Origin of the sequence: Thalassotalea loyana (genome assembly GCF_030161435.1) — a bacterium.
Lineage (GTDB): Bacteria > Pseudomonadota > Gammaproteobacteria > Enterobacterales > Alteromonadaceae > Thalassotalea_G > Thalassotalea_G loyana.
Genome location: NZ_BSSV01000003.1, coordinates 45,683 through 60,744, shown reverse-complemented (window position 1 = coordinate 60,744; position 15,062 = coordinate 45,683). Strand labels below are relative to the sequence as shown.

General features: G+C 39.1%; 22 protein-coding genes. 21 read left to right on the top strand and 1 reads right to left on the bottom strand.

What is annotated here, in order from left to right:
- The 3 genes from QQK05_RS07930 to QQK05_RS07920 all read left to right on the top strand — a co-directional run bounded on the left by QQK05_RS07930 (position 1) and on the right by QQK05_RS07920 (position 3,064).
- A complete protein-coding gene (locus QQK05_RS07930; protein ID WP_284297359.1) occupies positions 1 to 1,062 on the top strand; it encodes an efflux RND transporter periplasmic adaptor subunit in 1,062 nt (353 codons plus the stop codon).
- Between the two features lie 73 nt (positions 1,063 to 1,135).
- Complete coding sequence (gene miaE / locus QQK05_RS07925) at positions 1,136 to 1,708, top strand: tRNA-(ms[2]io[6]A)-hydroxylase (protein WP_284297357.1); 573 nt, start codon at positions 1,136 to 1,138, stop codon at positions 1,706 to 1,708.
- A 30-nt stretch (positions 1,709 to 1,738) separates the two neighbouring features.
- Entirely contained in the window at positions 1,739 to 3,064 is a 1,326-nt protein-coding gene (locus tag QQK05_RS07920; RefSeq protein WP_284297355.1) for a hypothetical protein, read from the top strand.
- On the opposite strand, the gene QQK05_RS07915 is transcribed toward QQK05_RS07920, so the two are convergent.
- Complete coding sequence (locus tag QQK05_RS07915) at positions 3,039 to 4,010, bottom strand: integron integrase (protein ID WP_284297353.1); 972 nt, start codon at positions 4,008 to 4,010, stop codon at positions 3,039 to 3,041. The two genes, QQK05_RS07920 and QQK05_RS07915, sit on opposite strands and share 26 nt — an antisense overlap.
- 240 nt (positions 4,011 to 4,250) lie before the next feature.
- On the opposite strand from QQK05_RS07915, the gene QQK05_RS07910 reads away from it, so the two are divergent.
- From QQK05_RS07910 to QQK05_RS07825, 18 genes are all read left to right on the top strand, one after another.
- The gene (locus tag QQK05_RS07910) at positions 4,251 to 4,469 is read left to right on the top strand and encodes a hypothetical protein (protein WP_284297350.1); all 219 of its coding nucleotides are present in this window, start codon (positions 4,251 to 4,253) and stop codon (positions 4,467 to 4,469) included.
- Positions 4,470 to 4,629: 160 nt separating this feature from the next.
- Positions 4,630 to 4,872, top strand: a complete 243-nt coding sequence (locus QQK05_RS07905) for a hypothetical protein (RefSeq protein WP_284297351.1) — start codon at positions 4,630 to 4,632, stop codon at positions 4,870 to 4,872.
- Positions 4,873 to 4,984: 112 nt separating this feature from the next.
- On the top strand, positions 4,985 to 5,203 hold the full coding sequence (locus tag QQK05_RS07900) for a hypothetical protein (protein WP_284297350.1): 219 nt from the start codon (positions 4,985 to 4,987) through the stop codon (positions 5,201 to 5,203).
- A 433-nt stretch (positions 5,204 to 5,636) separates the two neighbouring features.
- A complete protein-coding gene (locus QQK05_RS07895) occupies positions 5,637 to 6,266 on the top strand; it encodes a CbrC family protein (protein WP_284297348.1) in 630 nt (209 codons plus the stop codon).
- Positions 6,267 to 6,368: 102 nt separating this feature from the next.
- Positions 6,369 to 6,731 carry a hypothetical protein gene (locus QQK05_RS07890; protein WP_284297346.1) on the top strand — a complete coding sequence of 121 codons (363 nt, stop codon included), beginning with the start codon at positions 6,369 to 6,371 and terminating at the stop codon, positions 6,729 to 6,731.
- Positions 6,732 to 6,766: 35 nt separating this feature from the next.
- Positions 6,767 to 7,174: a hypothetical protein gene (locus QQK05_RS07885; protein WP_284297343.1), complete on the top strand. Its 408-nt coding sequence runs from the start codon at positions 6,767 to 6,769 to the stop codon at positions 7,172 to 7,174.
- 104 nt (positions 7,175 to 7,278) lie between these two features.
- Positions 7,279 to 7,878 (top strand): DUF3885 domain-containing protein, encoded by a 600-nt coding sequence (locus QQK05_RS07880; protein ID WP_284297341.1) that lies wholly within the window; start codon positions 7,279 to 7,281, stop codon positions 7,876 to 7,878.
- Positions 7,879 to 7,974: 96 nt separating this feature from the next.
- Positions 7,975 to 8,343, top strand: coding sequence for a DUF6559 family protein (locus tag QQK05_RS07875; protein WP_322790561.1), 369 nt, complete (start codon positions 7,975 to 7,977; stop codon positions 8,341 to 8,343).
- A gap of 117 nt (positions 8,344 to 8,460) precedes the next feature.
- Positions 8,461 to 8,694 (top strand): hypothetical protein, encoded by a 234-nt coding sequence (locus tag QQK05_RS07870; protein ID WP_284297337.1) that lies wholly within the window; start codon positions 8,461 to 8,463, stop codon positions 8,692 to 8,694.
- Between the two features lie 112 nt (positions 8,695 to 8,806).
- Positions 8,807 to 9,406 carry an FMN-binding negative transcriptional regulator gene (locus QQK05_RS07865; protein ID WP_284297335.1) on the top strand — a complete coding sequence of 200 codons (600 nt, stop codon included), beginning with the start codon at positions 8,807 to 8,809 and terminating at the stop codon, positions 9,404 to 9,406.
- A gap of 115 nt (positions 9,407 to 9,521) precedes the next feature.
- A complete protein-coding gene (locus QQK05_RS07860) occupies positions 9,522 to 9,818 on the top strand; it encodes a CPCC family cysteine-rich protein (protein ID WP_284297333.1) in 297 nt (98 codons plus the stop codon).
- Positions 9,819 to 9,935: 117 nt separating this feature from the next.
- Positions 9,936 to 10,223 (top strand): DUF3144 domain-containing protein, encoded by a 288-nt coding sequence (locus QQK05_RS07855; protein WP_284297331.1) that lies wholly within the window; start codon positions 9,936 to 9,938, stop codon positions 10,221 to 10,223.
- A 125-nt stretch (positions 10,224 to 10,348) separates the two neighbouring features.
- Positions 10,349 to 10,963 carry a hypothetical protein gene (locus QQK05_RS07850; protein WP_284297329.1) on the top strand — a complete coding sequence of 205 codons (615 nt, stop codon included), beginning with the start codon at positions 10,349 to 10,351 and terminating at the stop codon, positions 10,961 to 10,963.
- Between the two features lie 104 nt (positions 10,964 to 11,067).
- Positions 11,068 to 11,502 (top strand): hypothetical protein, encoded by a 435-nt coding sequence (locus tag QQK05_RS07845; protein WP_284297327.1) that lies wholly within the window; start codon positions 11,068 to 11,070, stop codon positions 11,500 to 11,502.
- A 116-nt stretch (positions 11,503 to 11,618) separates the two neighbouring features.
- On the top strand, positions 11,619 to 12,197 hold the full coding sequence (locus QQK05_RS07840; RefSeq protein WP_284297325.1) for a hypothetical protein: 579 nt from the start codon (positions 11,619 to 11,621) through the stop codon (positions 12,195 to 12,197).
- 170 nt (positions 12,198 to 12,367) lie between these two features.
- The gene (locus QQK05_RS07835; protein WP_284297323.1) at positions 12,368 to 13,219 is read left to right on the top strand and encodes a TolB-like translocation protein; all 852 of its coding nucleotides are present in this window, start codon (positions 12,368 to 12,370) and stop codon (positions 13,217 to 13,219) included.
- Positions 13,220 to 13,781: 562 nt separating this feature from the next.
- Positions 13,782 to 14,318, top strand: a complete 537-nt coding sequence (locus QQK05_RS07830) for a DUF998 domain-containing protein (protein ID WP_284297321.1) — start codon at positions 13,782 to 13,784, stop codon at positions 14,316 to 14,318.
- A 111-nt stretch (positions 14,319 to 14,429) separates the two neighbouring features.
- Positions 14,430 to 15,008 (top strand): uracil-DNA glycosylase family protein, encoded by a 579-nt coding sequence (locus QQK05_RS07825; RefSeq protein WP_284298064.1) that lies wholly within the window; start codon positions 14,430 to 14,432, stop codon positions 15,006 to 15,008.
- The last annotated feature ends 54 nt before the right edge of the window (positions 15,009 to 15,062 follow it).

Sequence of the window (15,062 nt, the reverse complement as noted above, 5' to 3'; positions counted from 1 at the left end):
ATGAAGTCAGTATTTAACGCAACCTTAGTTAAACCCTTACTAGCCATCAGCTTTTTAGCCATTAGCATCACATGGTTAGCGGGTGGCTTTAATAGCAAAATGTCGCCGGGAGAGCGTGCACTTGAGCAGGTAAAATCAGCAACAAAAACACTCGTTGTTTCAACGATGCAAATACCTCAACAAGAGCTCATTGCTGCAAACATAACACCAATGCAAGATACAGAAGTGTCATCACGGATTATTGCTCAAATTGCGACCATAAATGTACGAGCAGGGCAACGGGTAAAGCAGGGCGATTTGCTGATAACACTCGAGCAATCTGAATTACTTGCTCGTGTAAAACAAAGCCAGCAACAAAAAAATGCAATTAATGCTCGACTGGTGGAAGCACAAAAACTGCTTGCTAGAGCAAAACAGTTGCATCAAGAAAACTTATTGTCGGCGCAGGAATTAGATAAATCACAGGCTAATGTTGATGCGCTATCGGCTGAAGAGCAAGCAGCGCAAGAAGCGCTTAATGAAGCAAGCAGCAATTTGTCATTTGCCAAACTACATGCGCCAATTGATGGCGTTGTCATTGAACGCCTTGCTGAACCTGGCAACACGGCGCAACCGGGTGTGCCATTATTAACCATATATAATCCGTCAACTTTGCAAGTTGAGGCATACATACGAGAGCAATTAGCGGTTAATTTAACCGTGGGAGACGAGTTGACCGTCAATATTCCTAGCATCATGTTAGCGACTACTGCAACCATTGCCGAGATTGTTCCCGCAGCAAATATTGGCGCACGAAGCTTTTTAGTTAAAGCGAACATCACGACAACCGTTGAACTAAAACCGGGGATGTATGCGACATTACGTGTGGAAGGTAGCAGTCAAACGTTGATAAAAATACCGCAAACGTATGTTAATAAGCTTGGCCAGCTTGATATTGTGTTGGTGAAAACAGACGGCGTTGTATCAAGACGATTCGTTCAACTTGGCCAAAAAGATGGGAAAGGGCAGGTAGAAGTGATTTCTGGATTAGCGGATAACGAAGAGATTGTACTGCCAATCTAGTAAAAGCACTTTATCCTTAAAATTAAGCTAGGTAGAATACTCGGCAATTTTACGTAATAAAGATTTACCACCTATGTTTGAATTGAAGTACCAAACACCGTTTTCTTGGACTGAAGCGGTGCTTGCCGATTTCCCAAGTTTCCTTCAAGACCATGCCGCAGCTGAAAAGAAAGCGTCTGGCATGGCTGTTTCAATGCTTTCACATTACCCTGATCGTAAAAAGCTTGTGCGCGCGATGGCTGATTTGGCCATTGAAGAGCTGATTCATTTTAAGCAAGTGTTAAAGCTAATGCAGGCTGATGACATTATGTTAGCGAATGACGAAAAAGACATGTACATCAAGAAGATCAGAGGCTTGTTTAGACACGGACAAGATGTATTCTTCATGGATCGTTTATTAGTGGCAGGCGTGATTGAAGCACGTGGTCATGAGCGATTTTCATTAGTTGCTGAAGCGTTACCAGAAGGCAAAGCAAAAGATTTTTATGTTGCAATTGCTAAGTCAGAAGAAAAACATAAAAACTTATTCGTTGAGTTGGCTTACGAGTACTTCGACAAAGCAGAAGTTGATGCGCGATTAGAAGAAGTACTTGAGTTTGAAGCTGAGCTTTGTGCAAGTTTGCCGCATCGTGCAGCGTTGCACTAATACGAAGTTGATGGTTGAAAACCAACCAATATGCTAACGCTACAAGCGCAAAAAAAACGACAGAAATACCTTGGTCAGTATGCTGAACCTATTGTTCGTGATATTGCCAAGGTAAGTGACGCACTTGCACATTACTCGCTTGAAAATGCGCTTGTTATTCCCGCCTATAAAGAAACTGATTGTTTTATTAACAGGTTAGCTAGCTCACCCCTAGCAAAGCAAAACGCGTGTTTTGTTGTTGTGATTAATCAACCTGATAGTGACACTGAAAGTAAACCTCAACAACAGCTATTTCACCAAGCGTTAAGCATGGGGAAAGAGATAGGATCAACTGAACAATGTACGTTTATCGCGTTAAATAATAGCAATTCATTACTTGTAGTTGTTGATTGCTATACTCAACCATTACCTAAAGAGCAGGGAGTTGGTCTGGCGCGTAAAATAGGTTGCGACTTAGTGATAGCAATGGCGGAACAGGGCACCGTTAATGCAACCTTTATCGGTTCAACCGATGCCGACGCGCATTTACCAAGCAATTACTTTGATGTAATGACCAACCTAGATTCGGCAACAACCAGTGGGGTTTGCTATGGGTTTCATCACTGTTATCGCGAAAAAACACATACTGACACGCAGCGTCGCACACAAAAAGCCACTCAAGCCTATGAGCAAGCAATGGCATACTATGTGGCTGGGTTAACGTATGCCCGATCACCGTATGCGTTTTTCACGATTGGTAGCATTCTAGCGATTTCAACAATTGCGTATGTTGATGTACGCGGGTTTGTAAAAAAATCAGCAGGGGAAGATTTCTACACGTTAAATAAGCTCGCTAAGTTAGGAAAGATTGCACAGTCGAACGAGGCAACTATTTACTTAACCCCAAGACTGTCAGACAGAGTGCCATTTGGTACTGGCCCAGCTGTAAAAGACATTCTTGCGCTTGAACAAGCCAATGAACCCTATTGTTATTACCACCCCCAGTGTTTTGTCGAGCTCAAACATAGTCTTGAGGTGATACAGTCACTAGCGCAGGACACATTACTTGAAAAAGTTCTTGATGCAAAAAAAGACCTAGGGCAGATCAACGATATTGTGGCTAACGAAATAAACGTACTATCGACGTATTCAAAAAAAGCCCTTGAAGATATTGGCTTTATTCACTTTCTTACCAAGCAACTCGCGCAAAATGCCAATAATAAGAAACAACTGACAGCTCAAATAACCAACTGGTTTGATGCATTTAAAACCCTAAAGTTCATTCATAGCATTAAACAGGAATATCACGATATTCCTTTAGTTGATGCGATATCAACAGCACCATTTAGTATTAGACAAGCTGGCTTAACGGGCTAACCACGCCATTAGCACCTTGTTGTAAAACATGAGTATATATTTGTGTTGTTTTTAAATCAGAATGGCCAAGCTGAGCCTGCACTGTCCGTATGTCGGCACCATTTTGTAGAAGATGCGTTGCAAATGAATGCCGGAAAGTATGAGGCGTGATTTGCTTAGTTAAACCAGACGTTTTAACTGCACTTTTTACTGCTTTTCTTACACACGTATGATGAAAGTGATGACGTCTAATTTCTCCCGTTTCTGGATCAGCACTTAAACGGTGTGAAGGAAACAAGTACTGCCAACCCAGTGACTTGTTGGCAGACGGGTATTTACGTGACAAAGCATTTGGCATCCAGACACCAGAATACTGTTCATTTTCCAGATCTCGCTGGAGGTATTCATTCACATCCATTATTTGTGTTCTTATTAATGGCGTTAATTCTACAGCTAAGGTGACAACACGGTGTTTATTACCTTTACCATTCCAGACTCTAATACATTTGTAATCAAAATCGATGTCTTGAACGCGTAATTGCACAGCTTCCATGACTCTTAAGCCACTACCGTACATTAAGCCTGCAATTAAATAATACCGCTTGTTGAGGTGTTGCATTACTTTGTGTACTTCTTCTTTCGTCATAACGACTGGAAGTTTCGGCTGCTTTTTGCTGCGAGAGAATTGTAAATTACACGAGAGTTCATTATGTAAAATATGTTTGTATAGAAATACCAAGGAATTTAGCGCTGTAGCCTGGGTTCTGGGCGATACATTTTGATTTAATACAAGATGGTTGAGATACGCCTCAACTTCCGTATCTCCCATGGTAGAAGGGTGGCGATTTTGATGAAATTGAATAAAACCTGCGATCCATTTTAGGTAAGTTTGCACGGTTCGTAGTGAATATTGTCGAACAAACATGTGATCGGCAATAGCGTTAAGAAAGGGCGATCGTGTTTTCATATTTTTCTCATTCCGTGAGCTGTAATTTTATACAGTATAGGTTTGTTTCCCCCATATTCAAGAAAATGCGCAAATTGCTCATTTTTGTCTTGCACCAAATAATGTTTGAACAATAATATCTAACGCTAGCAAATAGTTAGTGAATTTGTTAAAAATAGTAAAAACTAAAAGTGCGCAAACGCGTGGCAGAAAAACGCGCAAATTGCGCACTATTAAATTGTTATATACCTAAGGAAAGTCATGAGCTCTAAAGTGGAGATCAGTGAAGAAGAGCTAATTGAGTTATATGAGTTCATGGAAAGGGCTAATAAATTCTTTCATCAGCCAATGAATTATCCTGACGTCGAAAAAGTAACTAAATTCGCTGAAGAAAATTATCCAGTAATTCGCAAGTATTATTACAAAGTGCTCTGGGATAAGCTTCCAAAAGAGTTGCAGGATAAAATACTGGACGAGTAGTCGGTATATAACAAGCCAATTAAGCGCGGGACTGCTAAAGCTTGGCTCAGTTCCGCTCCGCTTCACAAGTTTAGCCAAGCATTATCAGCCTCTTATTGGGGCGTTATATACCTTTAGAGTTTTGCATTTGAAAATTGATATCTTGCGTAAAAGTTACAACTTGGAAATCGAATCGCCATTTATTCTAGTGGTGGATGGTAATACCGTTGTTTTTGACGCTCTCATCAAAGGTTATGGTGCAAAAAACGGAATGGTAATTGATTCAGATGGTAGCAAATTAACCAATTTAAACTCTGAGCTATCAGCCTTAGGCTATGGTTTTTCTTGTTTAAACCTAAATGCTTCCGATATCGCAGATGATTTCTATGAAGTCCTCGATGATTGGGGGGGAAGCGGTATATAACAAGCCAATTAAGTGTGGGACTGCTAAAGCTTGGCTCGGTTCCGCTTCGCTACACATGTTTAGCCAAGCATTATCAGCCCCTTATTGGGGCGTTATATACCTAAGGAAAGTCATGAGCTCTAAAGTGGAGATCAGTGAAGAAGAGCTAATTGAGTTATATGAGTTCATGGAAAGGGCTAATAAATTCTTTCATCAGCCAATGAATTATCCTGACGTCGAAAAAGTAACTAAATTCGCTGAAGAAAATTATCCAGTAATTCGCAAGTATTATTACAAAGTGCTCTGGGATAAGCTTCCAAAAGAGTTGCAGGATAAAATACTGGACGAGTAGTCGGTATATAACAAGCCAATTAAGCGCGGGACTGCTAAAGCTTGGCTCAGTTCCGCTCCGCTTCACAAGTTTAGCCAAGCATTATCAGCCTCTTATTGGGGCGTTATGTGCCAAGGATGAGTTTTGATTTCGAATATACTTTCCGTTTTATTAATTCTTATCTTTTATCTAATTTGTTTTGCCCTTATGCCTTATCATGCAGTTGTGGTAGCAAAAAACAAATTATTAATGTGTTTTCAAATATTGGTATCTTGCTCTTGGGTTGGTTTAATTGCTAGTTACGTTATGGATATCCCCCAAGGAGAAAGTGGCTTTGTAATTGTAGGTATGTTTTTCTCAATCCCTATAATGTGTTTGGTTTCACAAACATCAATATTTGTAGTTTACTGGCTAGTTTCCAAAATCGTCGCACATATTAAAGGTTTAAAAGTAATTGGCACATAACAAGCCAATTAAGCGCGGGACTGCTAAAGCTTGGCTCAGTTCCGCTTCGCTACACAAGTTTAGCCAAGCATTATCAGCCCCTTATTGGGGCGTTATGAGTAATATGAAATTCAAATATTTTCGAGATCCCGAAAATTTTTCATTTAAAATAGATGATCCAGCAGAGTGTTCCGTTTGTGGCAATGTTGGTCTGTGGTATGACGCAGGCGGATTTTATGGGCTTAATGAGATCGAATGCATTTGCGATGAGTGCCTGTTGGAAGGAAAGCTCAAGGAACTTGAAATAGAAACGAATGAAGCAATTGATGGAAGTGAAGAAGATAAAGAAGAAGTTATATATAAAACTCCTGCATTACCCGTTTGGCAAAGTAGATTATGGCCTACTGTAAGCGGTCAGTACTGTATATTTGAACGAATGGCATCTAAGGCAGATTTTCAAAGTAAGCAGGAATTCATGGATTCTGTCATGCCATTAGATCGTGAGGGTTCGGATTTAGATTGGCTATGGGAAGCAATGCCGGATAAAAAAATCAAAAATCACCGAGAAGGTAACTTTAATGTATCAGTTTACCTTTTTACGTTAATGGGTAAAAAATACACCACATGGGATGCGAGCTAAAACTCATAACAAGGCTAGCCAACATCGCCGCTTCGCGGCTGGACGGCCTTTCCGGCGCTTCGCGCCTCCAAGTCCGCCGTTGCTAGCGGCGTTAGCAAGCATATGAAATATTTAGCCTTGATATTACTTTTTTATTCTTTGGGTGCGTCAGCATCAGTACCTCGGGAATGTGTTCAAAGCAAAGATGAAATCAACTCTGCTTTGATAGTTCTCGCCGACGCGACTAAAGCATATATAAAAAGGACAGGTAGTTTCCCAGGAGTTTGGAGCAGTGGACTTACGGAAATTATTGAAAGCTCAGAAAAAATTGTTAATGTTGGAGGGAACATTGATCCTATTGAAGGCGATAATGCAATGCAACTTTCATGCTTTAGTTTCAAAGATAATTCCTATTCCATATATAGGATTAACATAAAAACTTATGAAGTATCATTTAATCAGTTGTTTGTTAAGTATGGAAGCTAGCTAACAAAGCGCATTAATGAATGGACGTCTAATGCTTGGCTGACGCTCATTCTTCGCTAATTATAGCCAAGCTTTTTACGCCCCATATTGAGGCGTTATATTTCTTAGTCATGGATAGAGAAGATAAATCAGAGTTGATTGAAAAATTGGAAAAAGGAGTTCTCTTAAGAAACTTTTCTGGTCAATTAACCTATGAAATTAATGAACGCAGGTATGAGCAATACAAACCTGCGAAGAAGAAGATATCAAAAGAGTTTGGGTTAATTCCATTTGGGTTAACTATTAATGGAGCTGACGAGGCTTTTCAAACATTTCTTAAAGGTACTAAACGAATTGGTATTGAATGGGATGTTTGGTCAGGACTGATTTTCGTTGCTAAAAATAAGCAAGCAGAAGACCTTCTACAAGAAATTGCTGCTTATTGTGAAGTAAACGAAATATAACAAATCAATTATGGATGGGACGCCTAAAGCTTGGCTGGCGCTCATACTTCGCTAATTTTAGCCAAGCTTAATGCGCCCCATATTGAGGCGTTAGAGAGCTCAGGATGATTCAGCAAGCATTCGAAAAATTCGGCAAAAATTCTTTTAAGCATGCAATTTTCTATAGCAACGAAAATTGTCTAAGATTCGAGTTATCTGCTGGTTCAGAATACAAAACTTATGTTTCGATGTTTCAGGCTTCTATTGAACGTTCTACAAAATTAATTGAAACAGTATTCGAGAAAAATGATGAAATATCTATTTGTATCGCGTTCGCTGGTGACTCGTTTTTGTCTAGTTTGTCTCAATTTCGTGAACTTAGAAATTTAGAGGTTAAATACCCCAAAACGCGCCAAATTTATCGTGAATGGGATGAAGATGATGAATGGCATCGAAACTACTTATTCTTCAATATCAAAAAATCTGAATTACATAAATTTATCTTTGGAAAAATGGCAAACGAATTGGGTATCAGTCCATCTTATTGGTTTGATATTTATATTTTTGATATTGAGCTTGGTGTATTAGCACATCCATACGACGATAGAGGTATGGATCTAGTTGGTGACAATAAATTTATGCTTTCTAGAATATACAAACAATTTAACAGTTGGCTCTTAGATTATGATATCGATATTATGAAGCAGTGGTTTGGCGCTCTCTAACAAGGCATTTAAGTGGACAAATAACAGTTGGCTTTGTTCGCTTCGCTCATAATTTTAACCAACTATTATCTACCGCTTAATGTGGCGTTAGGGTTAATGGAGGATCCCGTGTTTCTATCTAACTATCGCAAGAAAAAAGCTATTAAGAGTTATATTTCTACATTAGGTAGAGATTTGGCTAGACGATATGGGAAAAGTAAAAAGTACACTTCTGGACAAGTAGAAACAACCATTCACGACGAAGGCTATAATTGGAGACATATCTGCTATGCTCATGCTCTCCATACTAGTAAAGAACAATTCGATAAGTGGCATAGTGAGCGTGGTGAAAATTGCGACTTTGACGAAATGAGAGAAGAAATATCTGATAACTTCTTTGGGGGTAATATTTCTTCTATCGAATCTGGTAGCTTTTCGGATGATTCGGCCGGAGGCTCGTATAGTGATAGTGGTGGTTCAGACTAACCCTAACAAGCGCATAAAGTGAAGGGACTGCTAAAGCTTGGCTCAGTTTCGCTCCGCTACACAGTTTAGCCAAGCATTTATCAGCCCCCTATTGGGGCGTTATGGGTATAGGGACATATGAGTAAGACTGAAAAAGAAATTGAAGAATTACTGGATAAGGTATGCGTTGATTTAGGCTTTTGTCTCACACATTCTGTAAAGTCTCGGCTAATTAAATTCCCCCCTAAAACGCCTGAAAAATTCACAAAGGCCGTAGTCGAGGCTGAGGGATTTACTTTAGATACAATTAATAAACCTTTATACCAGCAATTGTTTGAGCAAATTGATCGCGTATATAGTAAATACACATAACAAGCGCATTAAGTGAAGGGACTGCTAACAGCTTGCTCGGTTCCGCTTCGCTGCACATTTTAGCAAGCTGTTATCAGCCCCTTATGCGGGCGTTATATGCCAAAGGACTACAATGCACATTCCCGACAAATGGAAAATAAATTCCAACGCAGAAATACACAACTTTATTAAAGAGTATGGTTTTGCTGCTGTTATATCTAATGATTTAGAGGCGTCGCACCTCCCTTTATTGCTTAAGGAAAATGAAGGTGAAAATGGTACACTTTATGGTCACTTTGCCAGAACAAACCACCACTGGAAAGCTGCTGTCGGAGCCAAGGTTTTAGTAATTTTTTCTGGTCCACATTCATATATTTCACCAACTTGGTATCAGGCTTCTCAAGCGGTGCCAACTTGGAACTACAGTACAGTCCATGCTAAAGGAATAATTCAGCTAACCGATCAGGAAACAACTCTGACAATACTTGATGAAACAGTGAAAAAATATGAACCTAATTTAACTATTTCAGAGGACTTTAAATCAAAACTTAGTAAAGGTATTGTTGGTTTTAAAATCAACATAGAATCGCTTCAAGGCAAAGAAAAGCTAGGGCAACATCGTTCAACAGAAGATCAACTTGGAGTTACCTTAGCTTTATCAAAAACGGAAAGCCTAGAAAGCCAATTACTTTATCAGTACATGGTTAACAGGGGCATAGGCATAGGCAGCTAACAGACCCGTCTAGGGCGGATGCGAAACAGTAGACTTGCGCTCGTTACTTGCTACTTTAGCCAAGCATAATACGCCCCATATTGAGGCGTTATATGCCTCGAAAATTTTGAGAACAATGAGATTAAACGAATTTCCCAAAAGCGATGAAATGAAACAATGTCCATGTTGCGACTATTTCGCTCTGGCAGAAAGAGGATACAGTTTAGTCTGTCCCGTTTGTTTTTGGGAGGATGACTGTGAAGATTATTCTCTTCCAAATTTAGATCAAAAATCAGATGTAAATAATGATTTAACATTGCGGGAAGCTCGAGAGAATTTTTTAAAATATGGTGCATGCGCTCAGAGGTTTGCTGAAGTAGTTGTGGATAGTGAAGAAAGAGATTCTTTGAAGTATGAACTCCGCAGCATATAACGTGCCAATTAAGTGTGGGACTGCTAAAGCTTGGCTCAGTTCCGCTTCGCTTCACAAGTTTAGCCAAGCATTACCAGCCTCTTATTGGGGCGTTATAAGCACTAGGGAACTTTGCGCATGTCTCAACTAGACGATCAATTCTTCGACCGTGCAGATGCACATATAAACTTATCGAACGAGCAAATATCCGAAAACATAGGTACTGGGAAAGTCAGTGCGTCTATGATGTATTCGACGGCTCGTTTTAATGCTTGGTTGAGTGCATCAGGCTGGGATAGTGCTGATGAATTACGAACGGCGAAAGAAGAAACCATCGAATACTTTATGAATGAATACAGAAAAATGCTCGAAGAAAATCTTAATGAGTATATTGAAAATTTTGACGATTATATGAAACAAGAGTAAACGCGCTTATAACAAGCGCATAAAGCAACGGGACACAAAACAGTTGGCTTGTCGCTCGTTCCTCGCTAAATTATAGCCAACTTCTTTTTAGCCCCTTATGCGGGCGTTAGCTATACAAGGATAGTATGAAGTCATTATCTAGTTTTTGTTTTCTGCTTTGGTTAGTCCCATATTTTGGAAAGCAACATTTTCCTGATATTTTTTCCGTTTGGTATATCCAATGGACGTCATTTGCACTCTTAAGTATTTTATTGCCTTTCGGTTTTGTTAAAAGTATTTTGCGTGAATCTGAACGTAAATTTGCACCGACATTTTTGTTTATTTTCTTAATAAATATTTTTTTAACTGGTGTTGGTTTGAATTTACTGAGTACCACAAACCAATTATTGTCCGTGCAATCTGAAGTAATCCCTGAAAACATTTCCTTGGAAGCAATAAACAATGAAGATCCAGAAGTTAGAAGTGTTATAGCTCAGGCGATATATAAAGAATTTGGACAGCCAATTATGTTTAAAGATAGCGCTGGCAAGTTGGTTGTTTATAGCCCTTCAATAGAAGATAAAGAAGATTATAGCCAAAGGTTTTTAACGGCGACTAAAGCAAAAGAAATCATAAAAAATACAGAGCGGCAAATGTCTGAAATAGTATATTTATTCGCTTGGGCGTGTAGTAGCTTTTTAATTATATTTGCGCTTATTTTTAGAGTAGAGCAAAGTAAAGCTAACAAGCGCATAAAGTGAAGGGACTACTATGGTTTGGCTCGGTTTCGCTTCGCTACACAATTTTAGCCAAACATTATCGTCCCCTTATGCGGGCCATAGCATTACATGGAGTTTTATTTAATATGAAAAAATTTGCTGTACTTTTATCAGTTCTAATTTCGTTTAATTCTTTTTCTGCTGATTACCAGCAAGAGATTAATAATTTTTTCGATTTGTATAAAAAAGATAAAATTGAAGAAGCTGTCGATTCAATTTATGGCTCAAATGAATACGTAACCTCAATTCCGGATCAAATTAAAAATGTAAAAACACAACTGAAAGCTCTAAAAGGTTTAGTAGGGGAGCTTAACCATCTCGGCAAGTTAGATACATACGTTGTTGGAGATTCTTTTGTTCATGTTACATATCTAGCGACATACGACAGACAACCTGTGCGTTATGAATTTCAATTTTTCAAAGTTAAAAGTGGATGGAGAATATATTCTTTTTCATTTGACGATGATTTATCAGAAATACAGAAGCAAGCAAGAAAAGCTGCATGGTCAGGCAAGAACTAAGGCAACAATCGATTTAAGCGGACCTGATAAAGCTTGGTTCAGTTTCGCTTCACTAGACAATTTAGCCAAGCTATATTCAGCCCATTGTTGGAGCGATTTTAAATAAGAGATTTTGGATGAGTCATCAAGAAAATAAAAGCTACATTATGAACGCCGTCGCTTGGCAGGATACACTGCTGCAATCTTATCGTTCATTGCATATAACCATACAATCGATCTTACTGGCGATTAGTGTAGCCCTAGCGGTAACTGCTCTTAGTCTAAATGAGTTTCCATCTTTTACTTTAGTGTCTGGAATATGCGTTGTTATTCACTTAACAATTTTGGTACTCCAAAGGTACAGCACATCTAAGTTTTCTGGTGTCGTTACAGCACGAGGAAACGACATAAACTGGTGGCATAAAGAATTGTTGAAGGTTGAGCACAATAGTCCACCAGATGAGCGATTTTTTACAAAGTTTAAAGTACATCAACAAGCTAGAAGGCATAATTTCCTTCATCTTGAGCAATTATTTCTTCAATCTAGTGGCGACCTTACCGAAAATGACATTGATACTTTAATAGGGAAGGGTATTGGGCATACAAGACGGGTTATAGACCAGCAACTTTTCAAGTGGGTGAGTTGGATTTGTCTTGTACTATTCACGGTAACTTGTATCGGCCCTGTTTATGGACTCGTTAAGATGTTTATATAACTTGTCGCTCAAAAGTAAAATTTATAGTTGCCCAAATCTAATAACTTTGTTCAATCAGTATTTGTGTCTAGCACAATGGAATGTGCAAGTGTAGTAGGGATAAAGCTTCTTTTTTAGTAGCTAGCTCTGGTCAAATAGACTTTGTTAATCGTTTTCTTTAAGGAATAGTTGTGAATAAAATATGGACTTTAATTACTTTACTTTCGTTATCTATTTTGAGTAACAAAAGCTTTAGTCAAAATGATAGCTTAGTTATTAAAGGAGCTTATTTAGGACAGAAGCCTCCAGGTGAAAACGCTGAAATTTTTGCTCCAGGTATTGTTGCGACAGAACATCGAGACTTTAACGGTTTTTTTTCGCCAGATATGCAAGAGTTCTATTTCACAAGGATGGATAATGAGACTGAAGAGTGGACATTGATTGTTTATAAAAACGAAAATAATCAATGGCGCGAATCTACTGTCGGACCACGAGTTGGCAGGCCAATCCTCTCTCCTGATGGTAATACGATGCTTTTGGGGAAGCACTACATGGAGCGTACTGAAAAAGGTTGGTCTGATATAAAAAGCCTTGGGCCAATGTTTGATAGAGATGATTGGGGAATAATGCGGCTTTCTGCTTCTAAAAATGGAACTTATGTTTTAGATGATTATAAAAATGGTGATGTAATACGTATATCTACTTTTGAAAATGGTAAACGCCAACCACCTCGAAAGATGCCGCCTGTGATCAATGTTGGTAAATATAGTGCACATCCATTTATATCGCCGGATGAAACTTATCTAATCTGGGACGCTGAAAAAGAAGGAGGATATGGCGAATCCGACCTCTATATAAGTTTTAAACAAAAAGATGGGTCATGGGGAACAGCTATCAACTTAGGAGACAAAGTTAATACAGAATCATGGGAGGCAGGTGGGTACATAACTCCCGATGGTAAGTATCTTTTGTTTAATAGGCACCATGATATTTATTGGGTTGATGCAAAATTTATCGAGCTTCTTCGACCTAAGTTTAATTAAACAGTAGTAAATAAGCTTTTTATGGAATGGACGTCTTAACGGTTTGCTGTCGCTCATTCCTTGCTAGTTTTAGCCAAGCATAATACGCCCCATATTGAGGCGTTATATTTTTCATAAAGGTTACTACAAGGAATTTGGTATGAGTCTTCGAATAACATCGGTAATTCTACTAATTATCTTTTCCGGCTATACGGCATATACGATGTCTATTGCCCAACAATCACTGTGAAGTTTTGGTTATCAATTGGTTTCCAGTCCTGATACCGCTCAAGTTGTGTTTGATTTGTATATCATGGCGTTCTTAGCCATAGTTTGGATGTGCCAAGACGCTAAAAACAAAGGTAAATCATCGCTTTATGTCTTACCTTTTGTGTTATTGACATTGGTGTTTGTATCTATAGGGCCGCTGCTTTACCTAGCTTTAAATTCAAACTCAGAGCAAAGCAAAGTATACCAAGTCAATTATGGGTGGGACGCCCAAAGTTTGGCTGGCGTTCATTCTTCGCTAATTTTAGCCAAACTCAATTCTTCGCGTATTAAAGGTGTGAGGTAAAACGAAAGTATGGCGTTTCTTCTACTTTTCATTTATATCCTTTTGGTTTGTGGTGTAGTGTTTTACGAGAAAAAACGTAAAGCATATAGCCATTGCAGGTATTCAATAAGTGAATTGGGCGAATTAGGCTCTGAATATGAAAAGCAGGTTTCATATTTCGTGTTTTTACCTGTAGGACTGGGTTGTTTAATTGTTTCTTTTCTTACCTATACCAGTAATTATCCTGCGGCCTTTTTATCTGGTGCTATTGGTTTTAGTTATCTCCTCAGTGCGTTTTTCCCGTGCGATCCAGGCACACCTTTATTAGGAACTTGGAAAAACTCCATACATAATATTATTGGGGGTACTTGTTATGTTGCGATGGCCTATCAATTAAATGAGTTGATGGACAGCGAAGCAATATGGTTTATTGAATTAACTTTTACATTGCTTTGTGCGTTCCTACTCATGTTTCTCATTGGATTCCCTAAAGGCTTTATTGGTCTTGCGCAAAGGTTAGCTGAAACAAGTATATTTTTAAGTACGGCTTTGTTACTTTTGGTGTAAGTTTTACCTAACAGGGGGCTAAGCATTGGATTATTTGTAGTGTGCTCAGTTCCGGTTTGGTTCACATTTAGCCAAGCATTATTAGCCTCTTAGTATGGCATTAGCCGCATGATGAAAGCATATACCGAATTATTAACAGAAGTAGAGTCGTGCACTAGTTGCAGTGCACATTTACCACTTGGGCCACGTCCAGTTTTACAACTGCACCCAAGTGCAAGGATTTTGATTGCAGGACAAGCACCAGGAAAGAAAGTGCACCGTACTGGCATTCCATTTGATGATGCTAGCGGGGACCGGTTGCGCGAATGGATGGGCATTTCGAAAGATACTTTCTACGATGAAAAACAAGTAGCGATATTACCGATGGGTTTTTGTTACCCCGGAACAGGCAAATCAGGGGAGCTACCACCGAGGCCAGAGTGTAAACAAAAGTGGAGAGAGCAGTTGTTGGCGCAACTCTCCAACGTAGAGATAACGCTGGTGGTTGGAAAATATGCCCAAGACTATCATTTTGGACACTTTAACGGTTCATTAACAGAGTTGGTCGGTGCATGGGAGCAATATTGGCCGACTATGGTACCTTTGCCGCATCCCAGTCCGCGAAATAACATTTGGCTTAGTAAGAACCCTTGGTTCGGGAAAGAGCTTGTTCCGTTACTTCAAACAAAAATAGCTAAAATCTTATCGTGAACATTCCCGTGAGCTAGCCGTTAGCCACAGTTTATATTTAGCGTGTATTTTAAA